The organism is Blautia sp. Marseille-P2398, from assembly GCF_964240315.1.
GTDB lineage: Bacteria > Bacillota > Clostridia > Lachnospirales > Lachnospiraceae > Blautia_A > Blautia_A wexlerae.
Genome location: NZ_CAXSTD010000009.1, coordinates 170,581 through 189,933 on the forward strand (window position 1 = coordinate 170,581; position 19,353 = coordinate 189,933).

General features: G+C 38.8%; 20 protein-coding genes. 17 read left to right on the forward strand and 3 right to left on the reverse strand.

What is annotated here, in order from left to right; translation table 11 throughout:
- Nucleotides 1–447 precede the first annotated feature (447 nt).
- The 8 genes from ACESZG_RS12095 (at nucleotide 448) to ACESZG_RS12130 (ending at nucleotide 8,058) form a co-directional block, all read left to right on the forward strand.
- On the forward strand, nucleotides 448–768 hold the full coding sequence (locus ACESZG_RS12095; RefSeq protein WP_020993548.1) for a PadR family transcriptional regulator: 321 nt from the start codon (nucleotides 448–450) through the stop codon (nucleotides 766–768).
- Nucleotides 765–1,472: a DUF1700 domain-containing protein gene (locus ACESZG_RS12100; protein ID WP_227218919.1), complete on the forward strand. Its 708-nt coding sequence runs from the start codon at nucleotides 765–767 to the stop codon at nucleotides 1,470–1,472. The genes ACESZG_RS12095 and ACESZG_RS12100 overlap by 4 nt, the downstream gene beginning before the upstream one ends.
- Entirely contained in the window at nucleotides 1,469–2,422 is a 954-nt protein-coding gene (locus tag ACESZG_RS12105) for a DUF4097 family beta strand repeat-containing protein (RefSeq protein ID WP_227218917.1), read from the forward strand. Before ACESZG_RS12100 ends, ACESZG_RS12105 begins: the two co-directional genes overlap by 4 nt.
- Nucleotides 2,423–2,561: 139 nt before the next feature.
- Nucleotides 2,562–2,747: a PspC domain-containing protein gene (locus ACESZG_RS12110; protein ID WP_008706626.1), complete on the forward strand. Its 186-nt coding sequence runs from the start codon at nucleotides 2,562–2,564 to the stop codon at nucleotides 2,745–2,747.
- A gap of 148 nt (nucleotides 2,748–2,895) precedes the next feature.
- Nucleotides 2,896–3,093, forward strand: a complete 198-nt coding sequence (locus tag ACESZG_RS12115) for a small, acid-soluble spore protein, alpha/beta type (protein ID WP_022380942.1) — start codon at nucleotides 2,896–2,898, stop codon at nucleotides 3,091–3,093.
- A gap of 122 nt (nucleotides 3,094–3,215) precedes the next feature.
- On the forward strand, nucleotides 3,216–4,184 hold the full coding sequence (locus tag ACESZG_RS12120; RefSeq protein WP_373218409.1) for a Gfo/Idh/MocA family protein: 969 nt from the start codon (nucleotides 3,216–3,218) through the stop codon (nucleotides 4,182–4,184).
- A gap of 194 nt (nucleotides 4,185–4,378) precedes the next feature.
- The gene (locus ACESZG_RS12125) at nucleotides 4,379–7,060 is read left to right on the forward strand and encodes an Ig domain-containing protein (protein WP_173679131.1); all 2,682 of its coding nucleotides are present in this window, start codon (nucleotides 4,379–4,381) and stop codon (nucleotides 7,058–7,060) included.
- A 239-nt stretch (nucleotides 7,061–7,299) separates the two neighbouring features.
- Nucleotides 7,300–8,058 carry a hypothetical protein gene (locus tag ACESZG_RS12130; RefSeq protein WP_025579783.1) on the forward strand — a complete coding sequence of 253 codons (759 nt, stop codon included), beginning with the start codon at nucleotides 7,300–7,302 and terminating at the stop codon, nucleotides 8,056–8,058.
- 145 nt (nucleotides 8,059–8,203) lie between these two features.
- Here the strand turns inward: ACESZG_RS12130 and ACESZG_RS12135 are convergent, their stop codons facing one another.
- Together ACESZG_RS12135 and ACESZG_RS12140 are read right to left on the reverse strand one after the other, a co-directional pair.
- Complete coding sequence (locus ACESZG_RS12135) at nucleotides 8,204–9,097, reverse strand: peptidoglycan-binding protein (RefSeq protein ID WP_173684138.1); 894 nt, start codon at nucleotides 9,095–9,097, stop codon at nucleotides 8,204–8,206.
- Between the two features lie 187 nt (nucleotides 9,098–9,284).
- Nucleotides 9,285–9,620, reverse strand: coding sequence for a helix-turn-helix domain-containing protein (locus tag ACESZG_RS12140; RefSeq protein ID WP_025579785.1), 336 nt, complete (start codon nucleotides 9,618–9,620; stop codon nucleotides 9,285–9,287).
- Between the two features lie 118 nt (nucleotides 9,621–9,738).
- Between ACESZG_RS12140 and ACESZG_RS12145 the strand changes: the two genes are divergently transcribed.
- Genes ACESZG_RS12145 through lanM form a run of 5 tightly spaced genes read left to right on the forward strand, consistent with a single transcriptional unit; the run spans nucleotide 9,739 to nucleotide 15,320 of the window.
- Nucleotides 9,739–10,293 carry a hypothetical protein gene (locus tag ACESZG_RS12145; protein WP_173700098.1) on the forward strand — a complete coding sequence of 185 codons (555 nt, stop codon included), beginning with the start codon at nucleotides 9,739–9,741 and terminating at the stop codon, nucleotides 10,291–10,293.
- A gap of 5 nt (nucleotides 10,294–10,298) precedes the next feature.
- Nucleotides 10,299–11,006 carry a LytTR family DNA-binding domain-containing protein gene (locus ACESZG_RS12150; protein WP_173700096.1) on the forward strand — a complete coding sequence of 236 codons (708 nt, stop codon included), beginning with the start codon at nucleotides 10,299–10,301 and terminating at the stop codon, nucleotides 11,004–11,006.
- A gap of 3 nt (nucleotides 11,007–11,009) precedes the next feature.
- On the forward strand, nucleotides 11,010–12,491 hold the full coding sequence (locus ACESZG_RS12155; RefSeq protein ID WP_118338613.1) for an ATP-binding protein: 1,482 nt from the start codon (nucleotides 11,010–11,012) through the stop codon (nucleotides 12,489–12,491).
- Between the two features lie 16 nt (nucleotides 12,492–12,507).
- Entirely contained in the window at nucleotides 12,508–12,636 is a 129-nt protein-coding gene (locus ACESZG_RS12160; protein ID WP_255601783.1) for a hypothetical protein, read from the forward strand.
- Between the two features lie 32 nt (nucleotides 12,637–12,668).
- Nucleotides 12,669–15,320, forward strand: a complete 2,652-nt coding sequence (gene lanM, locus ACESZG_RS12165) for a type 2 lanthipeptide synthetase LanM (RefSeq protein WP_373218414.1) — start codon at nucleotides 12,669–12,671, stop codon at nucleotides 15,318–15,320.
- A 52-nt stretch (nucleotides 15,321–15,372) separates the two neighbouring features.
- On the opposite strand, the gene ACESZG_RS12170 is transcribed toward lanM, so the two are convergent.
- Entirely contained in the window at nucleotides 15,373–15,897 is a 525-nt protein-coding gene (locus ACESZG_RS12170) for an RNA polymerase sigma factor (RefSeq protein WP_025581192.1), read from the reverse strand.
- 300 nt (nucleotides 15,898–16,197) lie between these two features.
- Here ACESZG_RS12170 and ACESZG_RS12175 point away from each other — a divergent pair, with 300 nt between their 5' ends.
- The 4 genes from ACESZG_RS12175 (at nucleotide 16,198) to ACESZG_RS12190 (ending at nucleotide 19,143) form a co-directional block, all read left to right on the forward strand.
- A complete protein-coding gene (locus ACESZG_RS12175; RefSeq protein ID WP_025581193.1) occupies nucleotides 16,198–16,428 on the forward strand; it encodes a BhlA/UviB family holin-like peptide in 231 nt (76 codons plus the stop codon).
- Between the two features lie 492 nt (nucleotides 16,429–16,920).
- Nucleotides 16,921–18,630 (forward strand): transposase, encoded by a 1,710-nt coding sequence (locus ACESZG_RS12180; RefSeq protein WP_025579939.1) that lies wholly within the window; start codon nucleotides 16,921–16,923, stop codon nucleotides 18,628–18,630.
- A 2-nt stretch (nucleotides 18,631–18,632) separates the two neighbouring features.
- Complete coding sequence (locus ACESZG_RS12185; protein WP_022381277.1) at nucleotides 18,633–18,860, forward strand: hypothetical protein; 228 nt, start codon at nucleotides 18,633–18,635, stop codon at nucleotides 18,858–18,860.
- A 4-nt stretch (nucleotides 18,861–18,864) separates the two neighbouring features.
- Nucleotides 18,865–19,143 (forward strand): hypothetical protein, encoded by a 279-nt coding sequence (locus ACESZG_RS12190; RefSeq protein ID WP_022381278.1) that lies wholly within the window; start codon nucleotides 18,865–18,867, stop codon nucleotides 19,141–19,143.
- The last annotated feature ends 210 nt before the right edge of the window (nucleotides 19,144–19,353 follow it).

Consider the following 19,353-nt stretch of genomic DNA (forward strand, 5'->3'; position numbering starts at 1 on the left):
GAAATACTATAGCAATTTAATAAAATAATGCAATCAAGACAGTTCAGCAGGACTTCACGCTATGATGGACTGGATTGTTTGCAGTAATTTATGAAATAAGAAATTGATATATAGCAATGCTTTTAAATACATTATTTATGAGGAGTGCTATAGTAAACCGGAAGACGTTAAGGAGGTATTTTCGGTAAAGGTATCAAAATGATTATAAAGTATAAATGATTTTTGCTAAATAGTATTGACAAAATCATATTATACATCATATAATATCGTTAACAAAACAATATTGATGTTCTGTATAGTATGTGAACAGGATGGAATAAATGTATCAGATGTGAAATGGCGTTTACCTTTGGTATAGTCTGGAGCATTTTTCAGACACGCTCTAAGGCTGGATTGCAGAGATGATGCTGTCTGTACAGAACATAATTGAAACGAGGGAGTGAGCATATGGTTTTTAATACGGGTGCTGCGCTTCTGGATGCGGTTGTTCTGGCGGTTGTTTCTAAGGAGAAGGAAGGGACTTACGGGTATAAGATCACGCAGGATGTGCGTGGAGTTCTGGATGTTTCGGAGTCTACTTTGTATCCGGTGCTCAGGAGGCTGCAGAAGGATGATTGTCTGGAGGTTTATGATATGGCGTATGCAGGGCGTAACAGGCGTTATTATAAGCTGACGGACAGAGGTGCTGCGCAGCTGGAGTTTTATAAAGCTGAATGGAAAATTTATGCATCCAAGATAAGCGGGATGTTTGAGGGAGGAATAGGATGATGGACAGGGCGCAGTTTATGCAGGCGCTGGAGAAGCTGCTTGCTGATATTTCCGAGACAGAGAGGCAGGATGCCCTTGATTTTTATAATAGTTATTTCGATGATGCAGGAGCTGAGAATGAAGCTTCGGTGCTCAGGGAACTTGGAAGTCCCGAGAAGGTTGCAGCGATTATCAAGGCGGATCTGAAAGGTTCGGCAGGAGGCTATGAGTATGGAGAATATACGGAGCATGGCTATGAGGATGCCCGAACTAAAGAGAGAGGACAGATGCCTGAGAAATATGGAGAAGAGTCGGGAACAGGGAAGCGTTTTTTCAGAAAGGGGAATCAGGCGGTGCTGATCCTTGCGGTGATTCTGCTGGTTTTTATCTCTCCCTTTGTTAAGGGGGCTGTTGGTGGGATTCTGACATTTGCAGTTGGAATCTTACTGCTTCCGTTCTGGCTGATCGTTGGATTGGGTATAGGCGCTGTGGCTTTACTGGTTGGCGGGCTTGCAGCTGTTGTGGCTGGAGCAGGGCTTTTGACTGTAATGATCGGAACCGGGATCATGACAATAGGAATTGGATGTCTTATGATTGCTCTGGCAATCCTTATGGTATTGGGGCTGATCAGTGTCGCAGTACGTATTGTGCCGAAGTGGTTTCGGAAGATTACCGACTTTTTTAACAGGGTACTTTACAGAAAGAGAAAGGAGGCGGTTAAATGAAGAAGTTTACAAAAGGAATGTTGATCGCAGCGGGGATTTTTGGTGCTGTGGGAATCGGGCTGACAACTGCCGGTGGTGTTATGGGAGCCAGTATGTCGGAACTGACAGGGGTGGAAAGCCTGAAAAGGGTGCTTCTGGTGGCAGACGGGGATTATGATTATGATGACAGCGATGACTATGACAGCGATGATTATGATGACGATGATGATTATGACGATAGTAGTGATTATGATGACAGCGATGATTATGACGACAGTGAGGATTATGCCCGCGCTGTTGATGAGGATGAGGAAGATGGCACTGTATATCAGCTGAAGTATCAGCCCGCAAAGCTGGATATAGAGCTGAAGTACGATGATCTGATCCTGGAAGAGGGTGACAGTTTCTGTGTCAGAGTTTATGATGACAGTGGGAAGAATGTGACAGTGAAGGAGAGTTCAGATACTCTTAAGGTCAAAAGCACAAAAAAACTGTCTAAGAACAGAAAGGTGTGTATTTCTTATCCGGAAGATGTTAAGCTTCAGGAGCTGGAGATTGAGATGGGTGCAGGTACTGTTTATCTGAACAGAGATATTGAGACAGAGAAGCTGAGTGTGGAGATGGGAGCCGGGGAATTTGAAAGTAAGAATCCGGTGACTGCAAGGGAGGCAGATCTGGAAATCGGAACCGGAAGTATGACATTTGCAGATCTGAGCGCCAGGAAGACAGATGGAGAATGTGGTCTGGGTGAACTGGATCTGACACTGACCGGTACGCAGGAGGATTATAATTATGATCTGGAATGTGGAGTGGGAAATCTGGATGTAGGTTCTGATTCTTACAGCGGACTTGGACGGGAGAAAAGCATTTCCAATAAAGGCGCAGACAGGAAACTGAATCTGGAGTGCGGTATGGGAAATATATCAGTAGATTTCTCCGGGAAAGAACACAGGGATTTGCAGACATCCTGAGGAGTATATATTTATACACTCTGACGGGCAGAAATAAAAGTGGTATTTAACCGAATCAGGAAGTTATTCGGTGTAGAGTAAGTAGCGAAGCGGATGATTTTATCTGCTCGACTAATCTGGGTTTAAGGAGGAAATGGACATGGGTGACAAACGTTTATACAAATCATCAGAAAACAGTATGCTTTGCGGTGTATGTGGAGGAATCGCAGAATATTTTGATATTGACCCTACGCTGGTGCGTCTGGCATGGGTGATCCTTACCTGCTTTGGCGGTGCGGGAATCTGGGCATATATCATTGCGGCAATTATTATTCCCAAAAGATAACAGAATCTCAGGATCCAATCTGTAATGGACAGAAGTTTAACCGAATCAGGCAGGCAGCGAAGCGGATTGCGAATATCCGTTTGAATGAAATACAGTATAAAAATTAAGAAAACAGCCCATACTCCAAAGAAAAGGAGTGTGGGCTGTTTTGGATAAAGAGAAGGAAATAAAAGCTTATCTTGATGGAGAATTATTGCCGGAGGTCAGAATGAAGTATGAAATTGCAGAGGAAATGGGACTGCTGGACAGGGTATTGAGTGATGGATGGAAAAGTCTGTCTGCGAAAGAGACTGGAAGGATCGGAGGGTTGATGACGAAACGAAAAAAAGAGAAACTGAAAAAATAAATGAATGATATGGGATAAACATATAACGGAATAAACTTGTTCTCCGGGCGATGATGCTGTAAAATTAGAGTAAGTAGCGAAGTGGATAATTTTATCTGCTATAAATATGGGAGGACAATAAAATGAAGTTAGGTATTCTGGGAGCAGGAGGCATTGCCTCTACTATGGCGAAAACAGTGGCAGAAATGAAAGGTGTGGAGGTGTATGCGGTTGCTGCCCGTGATCTGGAACGTGCCCGGGTATTTGCACAGAAATATGAAGTAAAAAAAGCATATGGATCCTATGAGGAAATGCTGGCAGATGATGAGGTTGAACTGGTTTATATCGCAACCCCTCATTCACACCATTATCTGCATGCAAAGATGTGTCTGGAAGCGGGAAAACATGTACTTTGCGAAAAGGCATTTACTGTAAATGCAGAGCAGGCACAGAAATTATTTGATCTTGCAAAAGAGAAAAAGCTTCTGATCACAGAAGCAATCTGGACAAGATATATGCCGTCCAGAAAGATGATCAACGATATTATTGAAAGCGGCGTGATCGGCGAAGTTACGGCAGTTACGGCGAATCTCAGCTATACAGTAAGTCATGTGGAACGTATCCGTAAACCGGAGCTTGCAGGAGGTGCTCTTCTGGATGTAGGCGTATATCCAATCAATTTTGCTTCCATGGTGCTTGGCGATAAGGTAAAGGATGTAAAGGCTACTGCAATCTTTCAGAATGGAGTGGATATTCTGGACAGCATTGCCATGGTGTTTGAGGGAGACTGCATGGCAACCCTTCAGTGTGGAGCAAGGGAAATCTCAGACAGAATGGGAAGTATTTTCGGAACCAGAGGATATATGCAGGTGCAGAATATCAATAATCCGGAAAAGATTACAGTGTTTGATACCGAACATAAAGAAGTGGCTTCTTATGTTGTGCCGGAACAGATCTCAGGATATGAATATGAGGTAGAATCCTGCATGAAAGCAATTCATGAGGGAAAAACGGAGTGTCCGGAAATGCCTCATGCGGAAACAATAAGGATCATGAAAATCATGGACGACATCCGTAAATCCTGGAATTATGAGATTCCCTGTATCGAATAAAAAGTGTGGAATAATCTTATAAAAAAGACCAGTAATGTTTTTGACATATACCCGAAACATTACTGGCTTTTCTGATATTCATGACCATTATACAACATGTCATTCCGTAATTACAGAAACATTCCCGTCCAGTGGTATATTAATATTAATTAGGTAAATTGATACTTTTATATTTTATTATCTGGAGGAGAAGAATGAAAAGTAATTACAAAATTTTTACAGCAGTTTTTTTATCGGCAATTATGACAGCAGCAGCTCCGTTAACAGTATGCGGGGCGGAAGTTTTTTCGGCGGGAGAATCTTTCAGTGATGGAACGGGGAGTATTCCTGCCATATTGACAGATATGGTTCTGCCGGGTGGAGAGATTGGAACAGAATATCAGGTACAGCTTGAAGCTGATACAGATGTGAGCTGGAGTCTGGAGGAGGGAAGCGAGCTTCCGGCGGGACTTACGTTGTCTTCCGGGGGAGTGATCAGCGGAACACCGCAGAAGGAAGGGAGTTTCAGCTTTACTGTACAGGCGGACAATGGTATTGGAGTTTCTTCACAGGAACTGAGCCTTTATGTTGCACAGCGTGAGCAGGAACCTGTTATAAAGCAGTATGAGCTGACATCAGGTACTGCTTTGATCAATCTGGGAATTCATGCAGAGGGAGAACAGTCACGTAAGCGGTTATTTCTTTATAATGCAGGAACAGATTCGCTTCATCTCTCTGATTTTCCGCAGAGCAGATATTTTGATTTTTCCTACGCACCGATTTTCGATACAAATACGGATGAAGAAATGCAGCCCGGAAGTTGTGCGGCTGTGGACATTGATGATAAGAAGAATCTGCCTGCCGGAAATTATGAAGAGACAGTGACATTTGAGACAAAAGAGGGTGCTTCCTGTAAGGTTACTCTGAAAGTAATTGTGGGAGCTTCCTCTGAAAAAGATTATGAGCTGAGTATAGAAACAGGTACAGAAGAAGAATTTACAGAAAGCGATTTCTATGACCCGGAATTTCGTGTGGAGAAGTATGTAGTGGTCAGAAATTCAGGAAAAAAGGAAACCAGAATACGGATAGATACTTCTGGTCTTAAGAATTTTGAAGTGGATGACCAGATGGCAAAGTGGACAGAAGATTATGAGGAACAGGATTCCAAAAAGCTGCTGAAACCGGGAGAAACGCTTTATTTTTATATATTGCCGAAGCAGGAATACGGAATTTATGATGAAACGTTTGCATTTCTCGCAGATGACGGAAGCAGATATCCTCTTCATGTTACAATGAACAGAGAGAAGAATCCGACAGAAAAGAAGCAGCTGGAAATTACTGAAAAGTCTGCCGGGGGTTTTCCGACAATGCAGTGGGGCTATAAGACACTGCCGGAAGCAAAGACATATATTCTGAAAAATGTTACTGATACAGATATGAAGCTGTCTTTTAACCGTAGTAAAGAATGTAGTGTGTTATTATCTGGAAATGCTTATCTGGCACCTGGGGAGAGCACAGAACTGAGACTCTGGCCCAAACTGGGGCTTTCGGTGGGAAAATATAGTTTTCAGGTGACTGTGACTGCGAAAACAGTGGCAGGAGAACACCTGACAACGCAGAATCTGTATAATTCTTTTATTGTAGGAGACCGGACTTATCAGGGACTGGCAGATGCTGTTGCGCCTGTGACCGGAATTACCAATGGTGCAGAAAAAACTGCTGATGCTTTGCATCTGCCGAAGTCGCTGGAAGTCTATGGCGCCGAGGTGAATGGAGAGAAAACAACATTTTCTGCGTCTGTGAAGTGGGATGTGGAGAATTGTGCTTATGATCCGAAAAGCAAGGCAGCTCAAAGTTTTCTGGTCAACGGATCTCTGGAACTGAATGAGGATGAAAATAATGAAGGGCTGGACACTGCCGTACAGATAATGGTACAGGTGGATGCTTATCAGACATTAAACAGACCAGTTATTGATACGCGGTGGACCAGAGTGATCACAAATTATGCAATGCTTTATCTGAGAGATCTTTCCAATGAAGCGGACGGCTATCAGTTTGTGACAGCGAAATCTCAGAAGGATCTGAAAAAGGGGAATTATACTGCGCAGACAAAAATTACAAATTCTGAACTGAATCAATATCCTGAGCTGAAGTATATTCCGGAGGGAACACATAGTCTTTATTGCAGGGCATACAAAGAGAACAGCAGCCATGTTATGGAATATGGGGAATGGTCAGACGGGGTTCCGGTTACGGTAAAGGCAAAGACTCCGGACGCACCTGTGGTTCAGAAGGTGCAGGTGAAGAAAAATGATGTCAGAATAGTACTTAACAGCAAGGGTGAGGAACCGGACGGTTACGATGTTGTTGCTGCCAGAAGTAAGAACGGAAAAGAACCATCGGATTATATAAAGGTAAAGAGTGGGTATTCCGGAAGCAGTAAAGAGCTTATCTTACGGGGCGTACCGGCAGGAACGTGGTATATTGGCGTACATGCTTATAAATATCTGAATGGGAGCAATACCAAAGTGCTCAGTAAATGGGCAGAGGTCAGGAAGGTAACTGTAAAAACAAGCCTTGTAACAGGAAAACCTGCTGTTAAATCAGCTAAGGTTTCCAGACAGGGAACAAAAAGAAACGTGGCGGTGACGTTTACTGTTCCAAAGTCCTGTGATGGAACAGACTGGGTACTGGCAAAGAAAGTTTCCAAATCTGATAATGGCAGCTATACTGGTGTAAGCAGTTATGCTTACACAAAGAAAAATCAGACAAAAACCACGGTGGTCTTTAAAAATGTGAAGCCCGGAGTCTACTACCTTGCAGGACGTGCCTATGTAAAAGGTTATGCAAAAAGTTATACGAAATGGTCGAAAATAAAGAAAATAGTTGTGAAATAAGTACTGCTGCCATTTGTTTCACAGAGATTTCACTTTTAAGAAAAAAGATATTCCCCTTTTACCAAGCGTTTATAAGGCAAAATTATGGGGTAAAGATTTTGGAAAAAAATGGGGTACATTTCATGACAGATAAGGGACATATGAGGCATCGAAGCCTGTGAAGTATGTCATAATGAACAGGAAAAGCACATTATGATAAAGGCATCGACATTTTTAACAAATGTAGAAAGGATAACAAAATGAAGCAGAAAAAGATTGCAATTATTATGGCAGGGATTTTAGCAGCAGCGGCTGCTATGACTGGCTGTGCGGAACAGAATAAAACAGAGACACAGGTTGATTATACGCAGAACTCACAGGAGAAATCCGAACAGACAAAACAAAAAACAGCAGAAAAATCTCAGCCGGATAAAAAACAGGTAAATAAAAGTACATCCATTGGAAAAGAAGATTCAAATCAGACTGCGGATAAGAAGACGAAAATATCTGCTTCATCCAATAATGCAGGCGACGTACAGAATTCAGAGAATGGAACAGACAGTACTGCGGGAACTGATACAGACGATTCCCAGACCACAGGGGTGGACACTTCTGCATCTGAAGATAATGGTTCAACAGGTAATGGTGGTACTCAATCTGATCAGAGGGCAGATCAGGCAATGATATATGACAGTGAGGGAAATGGAAGGCTGATTTCTGAAGCTGATGATGGAAACTGGTATGACAGTGACGGAAATTACTATGGAAGCTGGGAAGATATTGAAGATGCTATGGTAAATGAAAATGGTGTCACAGATCAGGATGGCAATAAATATTACTGGACAGCACCTCACGATGCATCAGAAGAGGTCACAGATCCGTATGACCTGTATTCCTGGGATCCGGGAACCAATTCCTATATACCGTTTCAGGCTGCGGAATCTGACTGTAGTCCTGTAGGCAGAGGAAACGGCTGGTATTATTATGATGAAGACAGCGGCGAATATGTTCCGTGGTAGAATATAAAAATGCGAAAAGAAGCAGTTTTGAGACCATTTTAATGGGTTTCAAAATTGCTTCTTTTTGTTATATACATGAATAGTGAAGGGGTATATCCGACAGAATCAGGGGACAGAATTCTGCCGGATGTTTATCTGGTAAAGATCAGCTGATCAGTTTCAGGAAAGTATTTCTGTCACAGGTTCCGGAAACTGTTAAGCCCTGTGCCTTCTGGAATGCCTTTACAGCAGAGAGAAGTCCTGAGCCAAAGGTACCGGGAATCTCTACACCGTTTGGATCATAAGCACGTAAAAGAAGGAGAATCTCAGCGGCAGTTACCATATACTGTGTTTCACCATTTTTTACATAATGCTGTCCAAGAGCATTGTCTGTGTTTGTTCCCCAGATACCGTCTACATCCAGACCGGCACCATAATCCCTGTTCAGAGCTGTCTGAAGAACTTTAACGCCTGCTTTTTTGGTAGCAGCGTCTCTTTTTCCGGTAATAGAGATTCCTGCATTGGCGAATTTATTGGCATAACCCTGACCTTTGCGGATTTTTGCATTTCCTGCAGTTGGCTGAGGTTCAGGATCAGGATCAGTAGTTGAAGAATCTTCAGTATAACGGAGAACGCAATCCCAGGGGAAATTGTAATAACTCTGAAGTTTGATCTCTTTTCCGCTCTGATCTCCGGGTTTACCACCATGATATCCATTATTTTCATTTTTGCTGGCAGATACCACCTGACCATTACCAATGTGCATTACTGTATGACTTGCGATGTTTAATAATACATCGCCACGTTTCATGCCACTTCCTGTGCTGAGATTAACTTTGGAAGTTACATCCTTAAAGCCGCAGGACAGAAAAACGGATTTCATATTTCCTGTATAAGTGGCTCCTTTTGTTTTTACAGGAACACCAGCCTGCTGCCATGCGGAGATTACCAGTGAAGAACAATCGTAGTCCGGTCCCCATCTGTTATCCTGATCATATCCGTGTGCCGGATCGTTTGCGATTCTAATTGCCCATGTTACTGCTTTTTCTGTTTTTGTCATTTTTTCATCCTCCTGAAATTTGATTATTTATTTGCTCACCGGTGATACATCTTATAAAGAGTGAGAAAAGGGAAAAATGTAAACATGAAACAGAAAAAAATAAAAAGCATTTCCTGATTGTTGCTTCGAGGTCAGAAAAATGCTTTTCGAGGACAAAAACACGAAAATTGTCGAATTGTAATTATATTTAATCCTGATGAGAGGCCTGATATATTTTCAGTATTTTTACAATGTATTCAGTCTGGCGTTCACCCATTTGATTCATGATTGAAATCGCATCCTGAATAGCCGGGCTTTGAATATCTTTATTATGAGGAAGCAGATCATAAAGAAAATAGTCAAGTCCCACATCAAGAATTTCAGAAAGCTTAAGGAGATTTTCGATAGTAGGCATATACTTACCTGTTTCAATCCGGCTGATCGTACTTACAGATAAACCACTTAATTCTTCCAGGTGTTCCTGGGTAATATTCCTGTTGATCCGAGCTTCTGCAATTCTTTTTCCGATAGTATTGTTTTTCATAAATAAAAATCCTTTCCTTTGATAAAGTTTAACAGACGGAATTAAATATGTATAAGGATATAAATGACAAGTGACTAATCAAATTTGATATGTTTTATGACAGGAGGAATATAGGAATATGGACGAATATACAAAGGATTTGTATACCATGATGTTTTCTTTGCAGACTTTGCAAAATCAGGGAATTACAATCAGAGAAACTGTATATAAAAGTCTGGACAAATTACTGTTATGGAATAAAGAATCTGAAAACAGTAAATATCTCGAATTAGCGTTGCTTCATATGCAGGCTTATGCTAATATGGGATTTGCTTTAGATGAAGAAAATAAGACGATATGTGAGATATTGAAAAAGACAGGAAAGACCAGAGAAGACTTTTTCCCGAAAGGATATCTTCTTGGAAAGAGAATTAAACTGACCAGATCACAGGTTCGTGGTATGATTGGAAGATGGAGACCTTCCAGAGACAGTCCGATGACAATCGGAGAATTGGTGGATGATATCATCAGAAAGGTAAAAAATCATGAGGAAGGCAGATACATTTATCAGTATCACAGAACTGATGTGACAACCAAAGAGGATATCGAGGTTTATGAGCTGGTCATCAATAAGGATGAAAGTTATTTTTATGATGTGAAGAAATTCAGATTTTATACATTCATGGAGGAATAATTGCTATGATAAGAATAATGATTCTGGATGATGACGAAATGTATCTGAAAAAAGAAAAGGAGATTACAGAACACTATTTTGCAGAGAAAAATATAGATTGTACGGTAACGACATACCAGAATGTGGAATGGTTTCTGCTGGGATTGAAGGAAGAAAAATTCGATATGTATCTTCTGGATATCCGGATGCCGGGAGAAAACGGAATAGAGGCAGCAAGAGAGATACGCAGACTTTATCCGAATCCGGTTATTATATTTATTACAAATTTTGTGGATTATGCAATAGAAGCATATGAGGTAAACACCTATCGTTATATCCCCAAAGAGTGTCTGAAGGAAAAACTTTCGCAGGCTTATGATGCGCTTCTTCCTGTAATTATGGAGAAAGAAGAGCGGTACTATATCATAAATAAAAGAAACGAAGTTGAAAAACTGGCATATTCTGATATTTTCTATATGAAAAAAGAAGGAAAATATGTGATTTTTGTGCACAGGCGTGGGGAAGTAAAGATCAGAGCAAGTCTGTCAACAATAGAAAAAGAACTGAATTCAAAAGAATTTATTATATCTGACAGAGGATATCTTGCAAACATCCAACATGTGATGAAGATGAAAGGAAGGGATCTTTATATGCGGGACGGTAATATTATTACAGTTGGCAGAGAAAGATTCAAAGGTGTCAGAGAAGCAATTCTGAATTACTGGGGGGTATGAAGAATGCTGAAAGTTTTATTGTATGGACTGGCAACGTTTATGGAGACAGGGATAGGTGTCTGGATATTTAGCCAGACGTTTTCTGAACGAAGAATATTAGAAAAAAAATATTATGTTCTAGAATGGCTGTTGTATTCTTTGATTTTTTTTGGAATTTATAATTTTTCTGTTTCATTATGGCAGATTGATAAAAAAATAGAAAAATATGTCATAAAAGTTATTTGTATATACATAATTGGATTAATTGCAGGAATTATATATGATATTTTTTTTGTAAAGAAAAAGGAGATGGTCTTAAGAAGAATATTATATATCGGCATGATATTTTGGTTAACTGCTCAGTATTGGGCTGGATATCAATCGTTGTTAATGATTATTCTTGGGAGTGGAATAATTGTATTATATGTTTTTTGCTACTTTGATTGCACATTTAAACAGGCATATGTTTGGAATTTTTTCTATGCAGTTAATATAGGATTGATAAAAGAGGCTTATGTTGTATATGCAGGGGTGTTTAACCATAAACAGTGGGATGATTTTTATTCATATCCGAGAGGACATACATATCAGGAAGTTATATTTTGGATTTTAGGCTGTTTATTCATATTTTGGATAATTAAATTTATTTTGTCAGTAAACAGTATAAAAGGAATATTGCGTACACGTCTGAAGGAACTTTTTATTATTGGATTGTTAGAGTATGTTTTATTAATAGTTAGCATCATATACAAATTTGGTACGATTAAAAAGGAAAATTTTGTAATGACCGCATGTTTATTAGCAGTTAGTAATATAGCATTGATTGGTGTATATGTTAAGTTTCAAAAAAAGACCCTAGAAATGAGAAATCAGATTTTAGATATGAGATGCAAATTAATGGAAGAAGAATATGAAGAATTGAGAATGTCATATGACCGGTATCGGTGTTTGGTGCACGATGAAAAACATTTGCTTTTATATATAAAAGAATGCCTGGAAAATGGAGAACTGGATTCATGTATTACTTTTTTGAATCATTACAAGAGAGAAAGCATTAGATATAGTGGAGTAGCGTGGACAGGAATTCCAGAAATAAATTTTATGTTGAATATAAAAGTGCGAAAAATGGAAGAAAAGAATATTTTTTTTAAAGTAGATTCAAAAATAGAAAAAATTCCGATGAAAGACATAGATTTTGTTGTACTCCTAGGAAATCTTTTGGATAATGCAATAGAAGCTGCTGAAAAGTGTGAAGAGGGAAAAGGTAAAATTACGTGTATTTTTCGAAATATTAATGATATGTTTATTTTTAAAGTAAAGAATACAAGCATATATAAACCTTATGAAAAAAACACTAAATTTTATACAAGTAAAAAAGAGAAAGATGAGCACGGATGGGGGATTGAAAGTGTCAAACAAATTGTAAGAAAGTATAATGGTGAAATAGATTTTAAATATGATAAAGATTTTTTTGAAGTAGAAATAATAATTAGCGATAATACATAATGGGAGAGTGACGGTTATGAACGAAATGAATGATAAAATAATAGGAAATGTGGAAAAAGAATTAGATGAAATAGAGATAATAGATACGGAAAGTATAGAAGAGAAATTGTCTTTTATTGTATATGGAACTATAGTGTGTTGCTGAAATTGGATTATTTATGCAGAAAAAATCGAACTATGTTTCTTAAAATATTAATCTTAGATGTACATCGGCAGAAAAATTTTGGAAATCTAAAAGGAAGTACGCCAAAAGAACAATATGATTATTATGAAAAAAAATATCTTAACAATGCAACATATGTAAAATCTTTACTGCAGGAATATCCCGAGTTAAAACGTCTGCTTGAATTGAAAAATAACTCTATCCAGAGAGCAGAATGTGAAATCAGGAAATCTCTTTATGCAGAAAAAGAACAGATACAAAAAATATTCTGTGATGGAAGAAAGTTTTCCGGGACTGTGGGAATTTACATGTCGAAAGGCGATATACACAGAGGAGGACGAAGTGTGGCGAAGGTAGAATTGGATAATGGAACAATTCTGTACTATAAGCCACATAGTCTTGATAAGAATATAAAATATCAGGAACTTTATAACTATTTATGCAGAAAAACAGGAATTTCCTGCAGGACGGTACAATATTTATCTCATGATTCCTATGGATGGGAAGAAAAAATTGAGAATATTCCCTGTAAAAACGAAAGTGAGGTGGAGCATTATTATTTCAGAATGGGCATACATCTGTTTTTGGGATATGCCCTCGGAGCAACAGATCTTCATGGTGAAAATATTATTGCACATGGAGAATATCCTGTGATTATCGATATGGAAACGTATCCGGGATATTTAAAACAACAATCAGAAAAAGACGGAAGTAGTGTAGAAGAAAAAATAAGCAAAAGTACAGAAATAAAATTGGCAAATTCGGTTATACATACAGGAATGCTCCCTGTTCTCACATGGGGCAGAGGAAACAGCAGAGTTCTTATAAGTGCAATGGGAACAGAGGAAAAGATAAAAACACCGTTTAAACTTCCTGTGGTAAAGGATGATAAAACATCTGATATCCACATAGAATATGAACCTGTGGAAATGCAGATAAAGGAATGCATTGTAAGACTAAATGATCAGGTTATCAATGCGGCAGATTATACGGAATGCATTATCAGAGGATTTTGCAGAGCGTACATGGTGGCAATGGCAGATAAGAAAGTGGAGGTGATGTTGTCCGGCTTTTTTGACGGACGTTCCAGAGTTGTACTGCGGCATACCCAACAGTATGCAATGTATCTTATGGCTTCGTTTCATCCGGATTATATGAAGTCAAGAGAATGCAGGAAAGCTCTTTTGAATGTGATTCACAAAGAGGGGGAATCTTCTTTTATGAAAGAGATTCATGATTATGAAATTGACAGCCTTCTGGAAATGGATATACCCTGCTTTGAGATTGATGCGAACAGCAGATCTGTTTATGATGGAAATGGCGGAGAACATAAAGAATATCTGCCCTGTACTCCTTATGAGTCATGGCGAATGCATATGAAGCAGATGAGTTACTCTGATATGGAATGTCAGTGTGATTATATCAGGCTGTCCATGGAAATGCTGAAGGCATCTGATGGAAAGAAAAAGATGTTTCCGACCAGGATAAAGGGATATGACACAGATAAAGAGCGCAAAATATACAGTCAGATCAGAAAGATAGTTCATCGAATCTGCAGCAGAGCAATTATCCGGGAACAGAGCGCCGGCTGGGCGGGTCTGCAATTCTGGGATAATGGTCACTGGAATCTCAGATCAGGTGGAATCTATTTATATGATGGAATATCCGGGATAGTCTTGTTTCTTGCAAAATATCTTCATGATTTTGAAGAAAAGAATGCAAGTGCAGAAGAAATTTATCATCTTGCTGTTTTGAGATTGAAAGCTTATACAGATGAAATACACAAAAAACAGATTTATGATAAAAATCTTCTGACAGGTATTGTAAATGGAGAAAGCTCGGTGGTATATACCTATCTTTATCTGTTTAAACTTACAGGAAAAAGAGTGTGGATGATTTATGCGGAAAAGCATTTCAGCATTATTGAGAGGGTATGGAAAGAAGATTCACAACTGGATTATCTGAGCGGAAATGCCGGAGCTATTGTAGTGGCAGTGATGTTATATAAAGAAACCGGAAATCTGAAATATTATGAAATAGCGGCAGATATGGAAAAAGATTTGTGGAAGAAAGGACAGGAAACCGGAAATGGATACGGATGGAGATTAAAAGGAACAGACGGACCGCTGGCTGGAATGTCTCATGGCAACAGTGGATTTCTGATGGCTTATGCAGCGTTGTATGAATGTAATCATAAAGCGGAATATGCTGATAAAATACAGCTTTTGCTGAGATATGAGGATTCTCTGTACTCAGAGAAAGCCGGAAACTGGAAGGATTTACGAGAGAGTTCAGGGGAAAGCTTCATGAATGCATGGTGCCATGGGGCGCCGGGAATCCTGCTTTCACGAATGAAACTGGAAGAGCTGTTTCCTGAGGATATGCAGATTAAAAAAGACAGGTTAAATGCTGCAGACTCTTTGTTTTATGGAGAACAGGATGAAAAAATTTGTCTGTGTCATGGGATGTCCGGGAATTTACTTATTATGAAGAAGTACCTTCGAAAATATGGTAATAAAAAAATGAAGGAGCAATATGAGGCGTTATGTGACTGCCTTTTATTTCAACTGGATCACCCGGCAAAAATATCTGGGACAGAATATCTGAATCTGGCTTTTATGAATGGCATTTCCGGTACGGGAATGGCATTAATGGAAATTTTATGAAAACTAAGGGAACACCTGCAGACTGTAAATTTATGGTCAGCAGGTGTTTCTTTTATTTGTTTTCGGAAATATATCTGAGAATTAGTTTCTTCTTCATCCGATTGACGTACTGGCGGGACAGCTTCAGTTTCCGGGCAATCTGGGCATCGCTTTTATCCTGATAAAAGTACATGGACAGAATTTTTCTCTGGACACTGTCCGAAGGGTAAGAGTTGATATATGCGGTTACATCATAATAGGTGTCATCAAAACTGTCGGGAGCCTGTAATGAAACAGAACAAGAATCAAAATCATCTTTTTCAGGTTCGGAAAGACAACTGCGGCAAAGGGAACGATATCTGTTTTCGACAGAGGTCTGCATGTATCTGATACATTCACCTTCTGAGGATGAAGAACTTAAATATGGCAATGTCTTTAACAGAGTAAGATACAATTCCTGTGTGGAATCTTCACGTTCCATGCAGTGAATCCGGGATGCATATCCTTTCACAAGCGGTTCCATACGTTTGAGAATTTCACTGTCTGAATCTGGGATACCATTTTGATAATTTTGGATAAGTTCTGTCAGTGTTTTCATAGGTATCTACCTCCTTTTTAGGGGAAGTAGTAAGAAAACTGCTGATCAGAAACTAAAAAAGAAAAAAATTTGTGAGTTTACAAATGGAAGAGAAAAAACTCTTTATTAAGTGAGGTTGCAAATTTAGATCAGCGATAGGAGAAGAAATACATGGTAAAAAGAGATTTGCAAAATAATTGTAGAGAATAGAAATATGCTTTAAATTAAAACGGTAATAATAAGATTAGAAAAGACTTTTAGTAGACAAAACATAGAAAAAGTTTGCATAATAAAAGAAGATTAAGGAAGGAGGCAGAAACCATGGAAACAACGGTTATGAATGTGGCAGTTTCACAGGGAATCTGGGCTGTGCTTGCGGTTTTTCTTCTGATTTACATTGTGAAATCAAATGAACAGAGGGATACAAAGCAGGAAGAACGAGAGAAAAATTACCAGACGGTGATTGAGAGTTTAACTGAGAAATTTCAGATTCTGAATCAGGTTCAAAGCGATCTGAAAGAGATTAAGGATAATCTTTTTAACAAAAATTAAATAGGGAAAAGAAAAAAGCCTTTTCTGCAGGATATATTTTTCCAGCGGAGAGGGCTTCTGTCATTTTAGGTAAGAAAATAGGTTAATTTGAGAAAAATATGTTTACTAAAATGGTAGATGAATATAAGCATAACATTCGTGTCCATTAGAATACTTTTAATCCCAGATTTACAGATGTTCGTATAGTAAATGGTATATTATGATAATAAAACCTGACTTTTGGGTAGTGTAAAATAGATTAAAAAAAAGGCCGCAATCCAAGTGTTTATGCTGGATTGCGGCTTCTCTGTTTTGTCATTTTTTCATGGTGTTTTTTCTACTTTTTTGCTTTTGCCAAAATTTTTTTATTTCTCCTTAACTTCCAAAAATGAGTAGCCCTAACGAAAATAAAATTTTAAAAAAGCCCGTATTTCTGCGGAAATTATTGCAAAAATACGGGTTGTGCTGTACAATAAATTTAGGGCTATATAAACCTGAATAAAGGAGGCAAATATGTACCTGAAATCAAGAGTTAAGCTACCGGATGTGCATGGAAAATTGACCCGATTAAGACGCGGGGATATCACATATATTAAGTATGAGTATGATCGCTATTATGATCCGGAGAAAAAATATACCTATCCACAGAGAGCGACTATAGGCAAGGTATGTCCAGATGATGACACTATGATGATTCCTAACGAAGCCTTTCTGAAATACTTTCCAGATGCAGTCTTATCAGGGATGGAAGACCGGACAGAACGTAGCAGCTGTCTGCGGGTTGGTACATATGCTGTAATGCATAAAATAGTATTGGATTATTCGTTAGACAAGCTGCTCGGACAGTTCTTCTCTGAGCGGGATATGGCATTATTGCTTGACCTTGCCTCTTACTCTATTGTAGAAGAAAGCAATGTGGCACAGCATTATCCGGATTACGCATACAATCATCCACTGTATAGTTCTGGTATGAAGATCTATAGTGATGCGTCGGTAAGTGATTTCTTTAAGAGCATCACCAAGGATAAGAGTACAGGCTTTCTGAATGAATGGAATGCAAAGAGAAATCGAAGGGAGCGTATTTATATTTCCTATGATTCTACGAATAAGAACTGTCAGGCCGGAGAGATTGAACTGGCTGAATTCGGTCATGCCAAGACAGATATCGGTTCAGCTATCATCAACTATTCGGTTGGATATGATCTTAAGAATAAAGAACCACTCTTTTATGAAGCCTATCCTGGAAGTATTAACGACGTATCACAGCTTAGGACCATGCTTGGTAAAATCACTGGGTATGGCTATAAAAAAATCGGTTTCATTTTGGACAGGGGATATTTCAGCCGTGGAAATATACGCTATTTAGACGAATGTGGTTATAGTTTTGTGATCATGGCTAAAGGCATGTCTTCTTTCATAAGTGATTTGATCTTAGAGAACAAAGGAACGTTCGAAAATAAGCGCTCTTGTGACATGAATGCCTATGGTGTGTATGGAAAAACAGTACAAAGGACTTTATTTGAAGGCGATGAAAAAAAGAGATACATTCATATTTATCATAGTATTTCAAAAGATGCTGATGAACGGGAGCATTTTGAAAACGCACTGAGAGAGCGGACAGCTTTGCTGATGTCACATCAGAATGAAACAGTAGAGTTTGGTTCAGCTTACGAAAAATACTTTTATCTTCACTACGATAAAGATGGCGTGTTTTTATATCCGGAAGAAAAAACAACTGTGACAGAACGGGAAATATCATTATGCGGATACTTTGTTATTATTACATCCGAAAGGATGACCGCAAAGGAAGCACTGCATCTTTATAAGAGCCGTGATGTATCTGAGAAACTTTTTGCCTCTGATAAATCATTCCTTGGAAACAAGAGCATGCGTTCACATACAAACGAAGGAGTTGAGGGAAGGATTTTTACACAATTCATCGCACTGATAATCCGAAACAAAATTTATACTGCATTACAGGAAGAGAACGAAAAACTTGAGAAGAAACAGAATTATATGACAGTTCCGGCAGCAATCAGGGAACTTGAGAAGATTGAAATGACACGCCAGACGGATAATGTATACCGGCTGGACCATGCTGTAACAGCAAAGCAGAAAAAAATCTTAGAGGCTTTTGGGATGAATGAAGGAAACATTACTTATCGAGCCGGAGAGATCAGTAATACACTTAAGAAATCAAACATTCAGAAAGAAAGGCGGTAAATATGGCACGTGAAATAAACGCAGAACTACTGGACACTAAAATTGAAAAAGCACAGAAGGATCTGGTGAAAGCAAAGCATCGGTATGATGCTGCGGCAGCAACATTAAAAGATTTATTGGATAAGAGGGATGCACTTCGCCAGAAAAAGTTATTGGATGCTATAGCACAGAGTGGACGGAGCTATGAAGAAATCATGCAGTACCTGCACAGTAAATCTGAAGAGGCGTAATCAAATGTTAACGGAATACTATTTTGCAGTCAGGTATGGAGATATCATTATTCTTCTCTATCATGAAGATATGATGTCTGTATGGGAATTATTATTTAAGAACAGCCAGAAGGAAAAGGCATTGAAAAGATTTTTAGAATACTGCTACATGATAGATGTAAAAGTAGCATTCGAAGGTTTGAAAGGAGAAAAAACCAAAGGGTTAAAGGCAACTCTTAAATTTGCGAAAGAACATGATATGTGTATGACTGAAGCACAGATTCAAGGTGCCAATAACATGTAAATTTCCAGCCCGAGATGCTTTTAGGGCTATTCCAGGCTGGAAATTAAGGCAGCTGCTAAACAAAAGGCTTTCAGACTACAGGCGAACATATGTTGCTGCAAAACTGTGGAGATTAATTTAAATTTGCATTTTGGGTTAAATGTATTTTTAAATTCTACCTTGCAAGAGTAAATTCTATACCTGTAGAATTTACTTCTGCATGGATTTTTC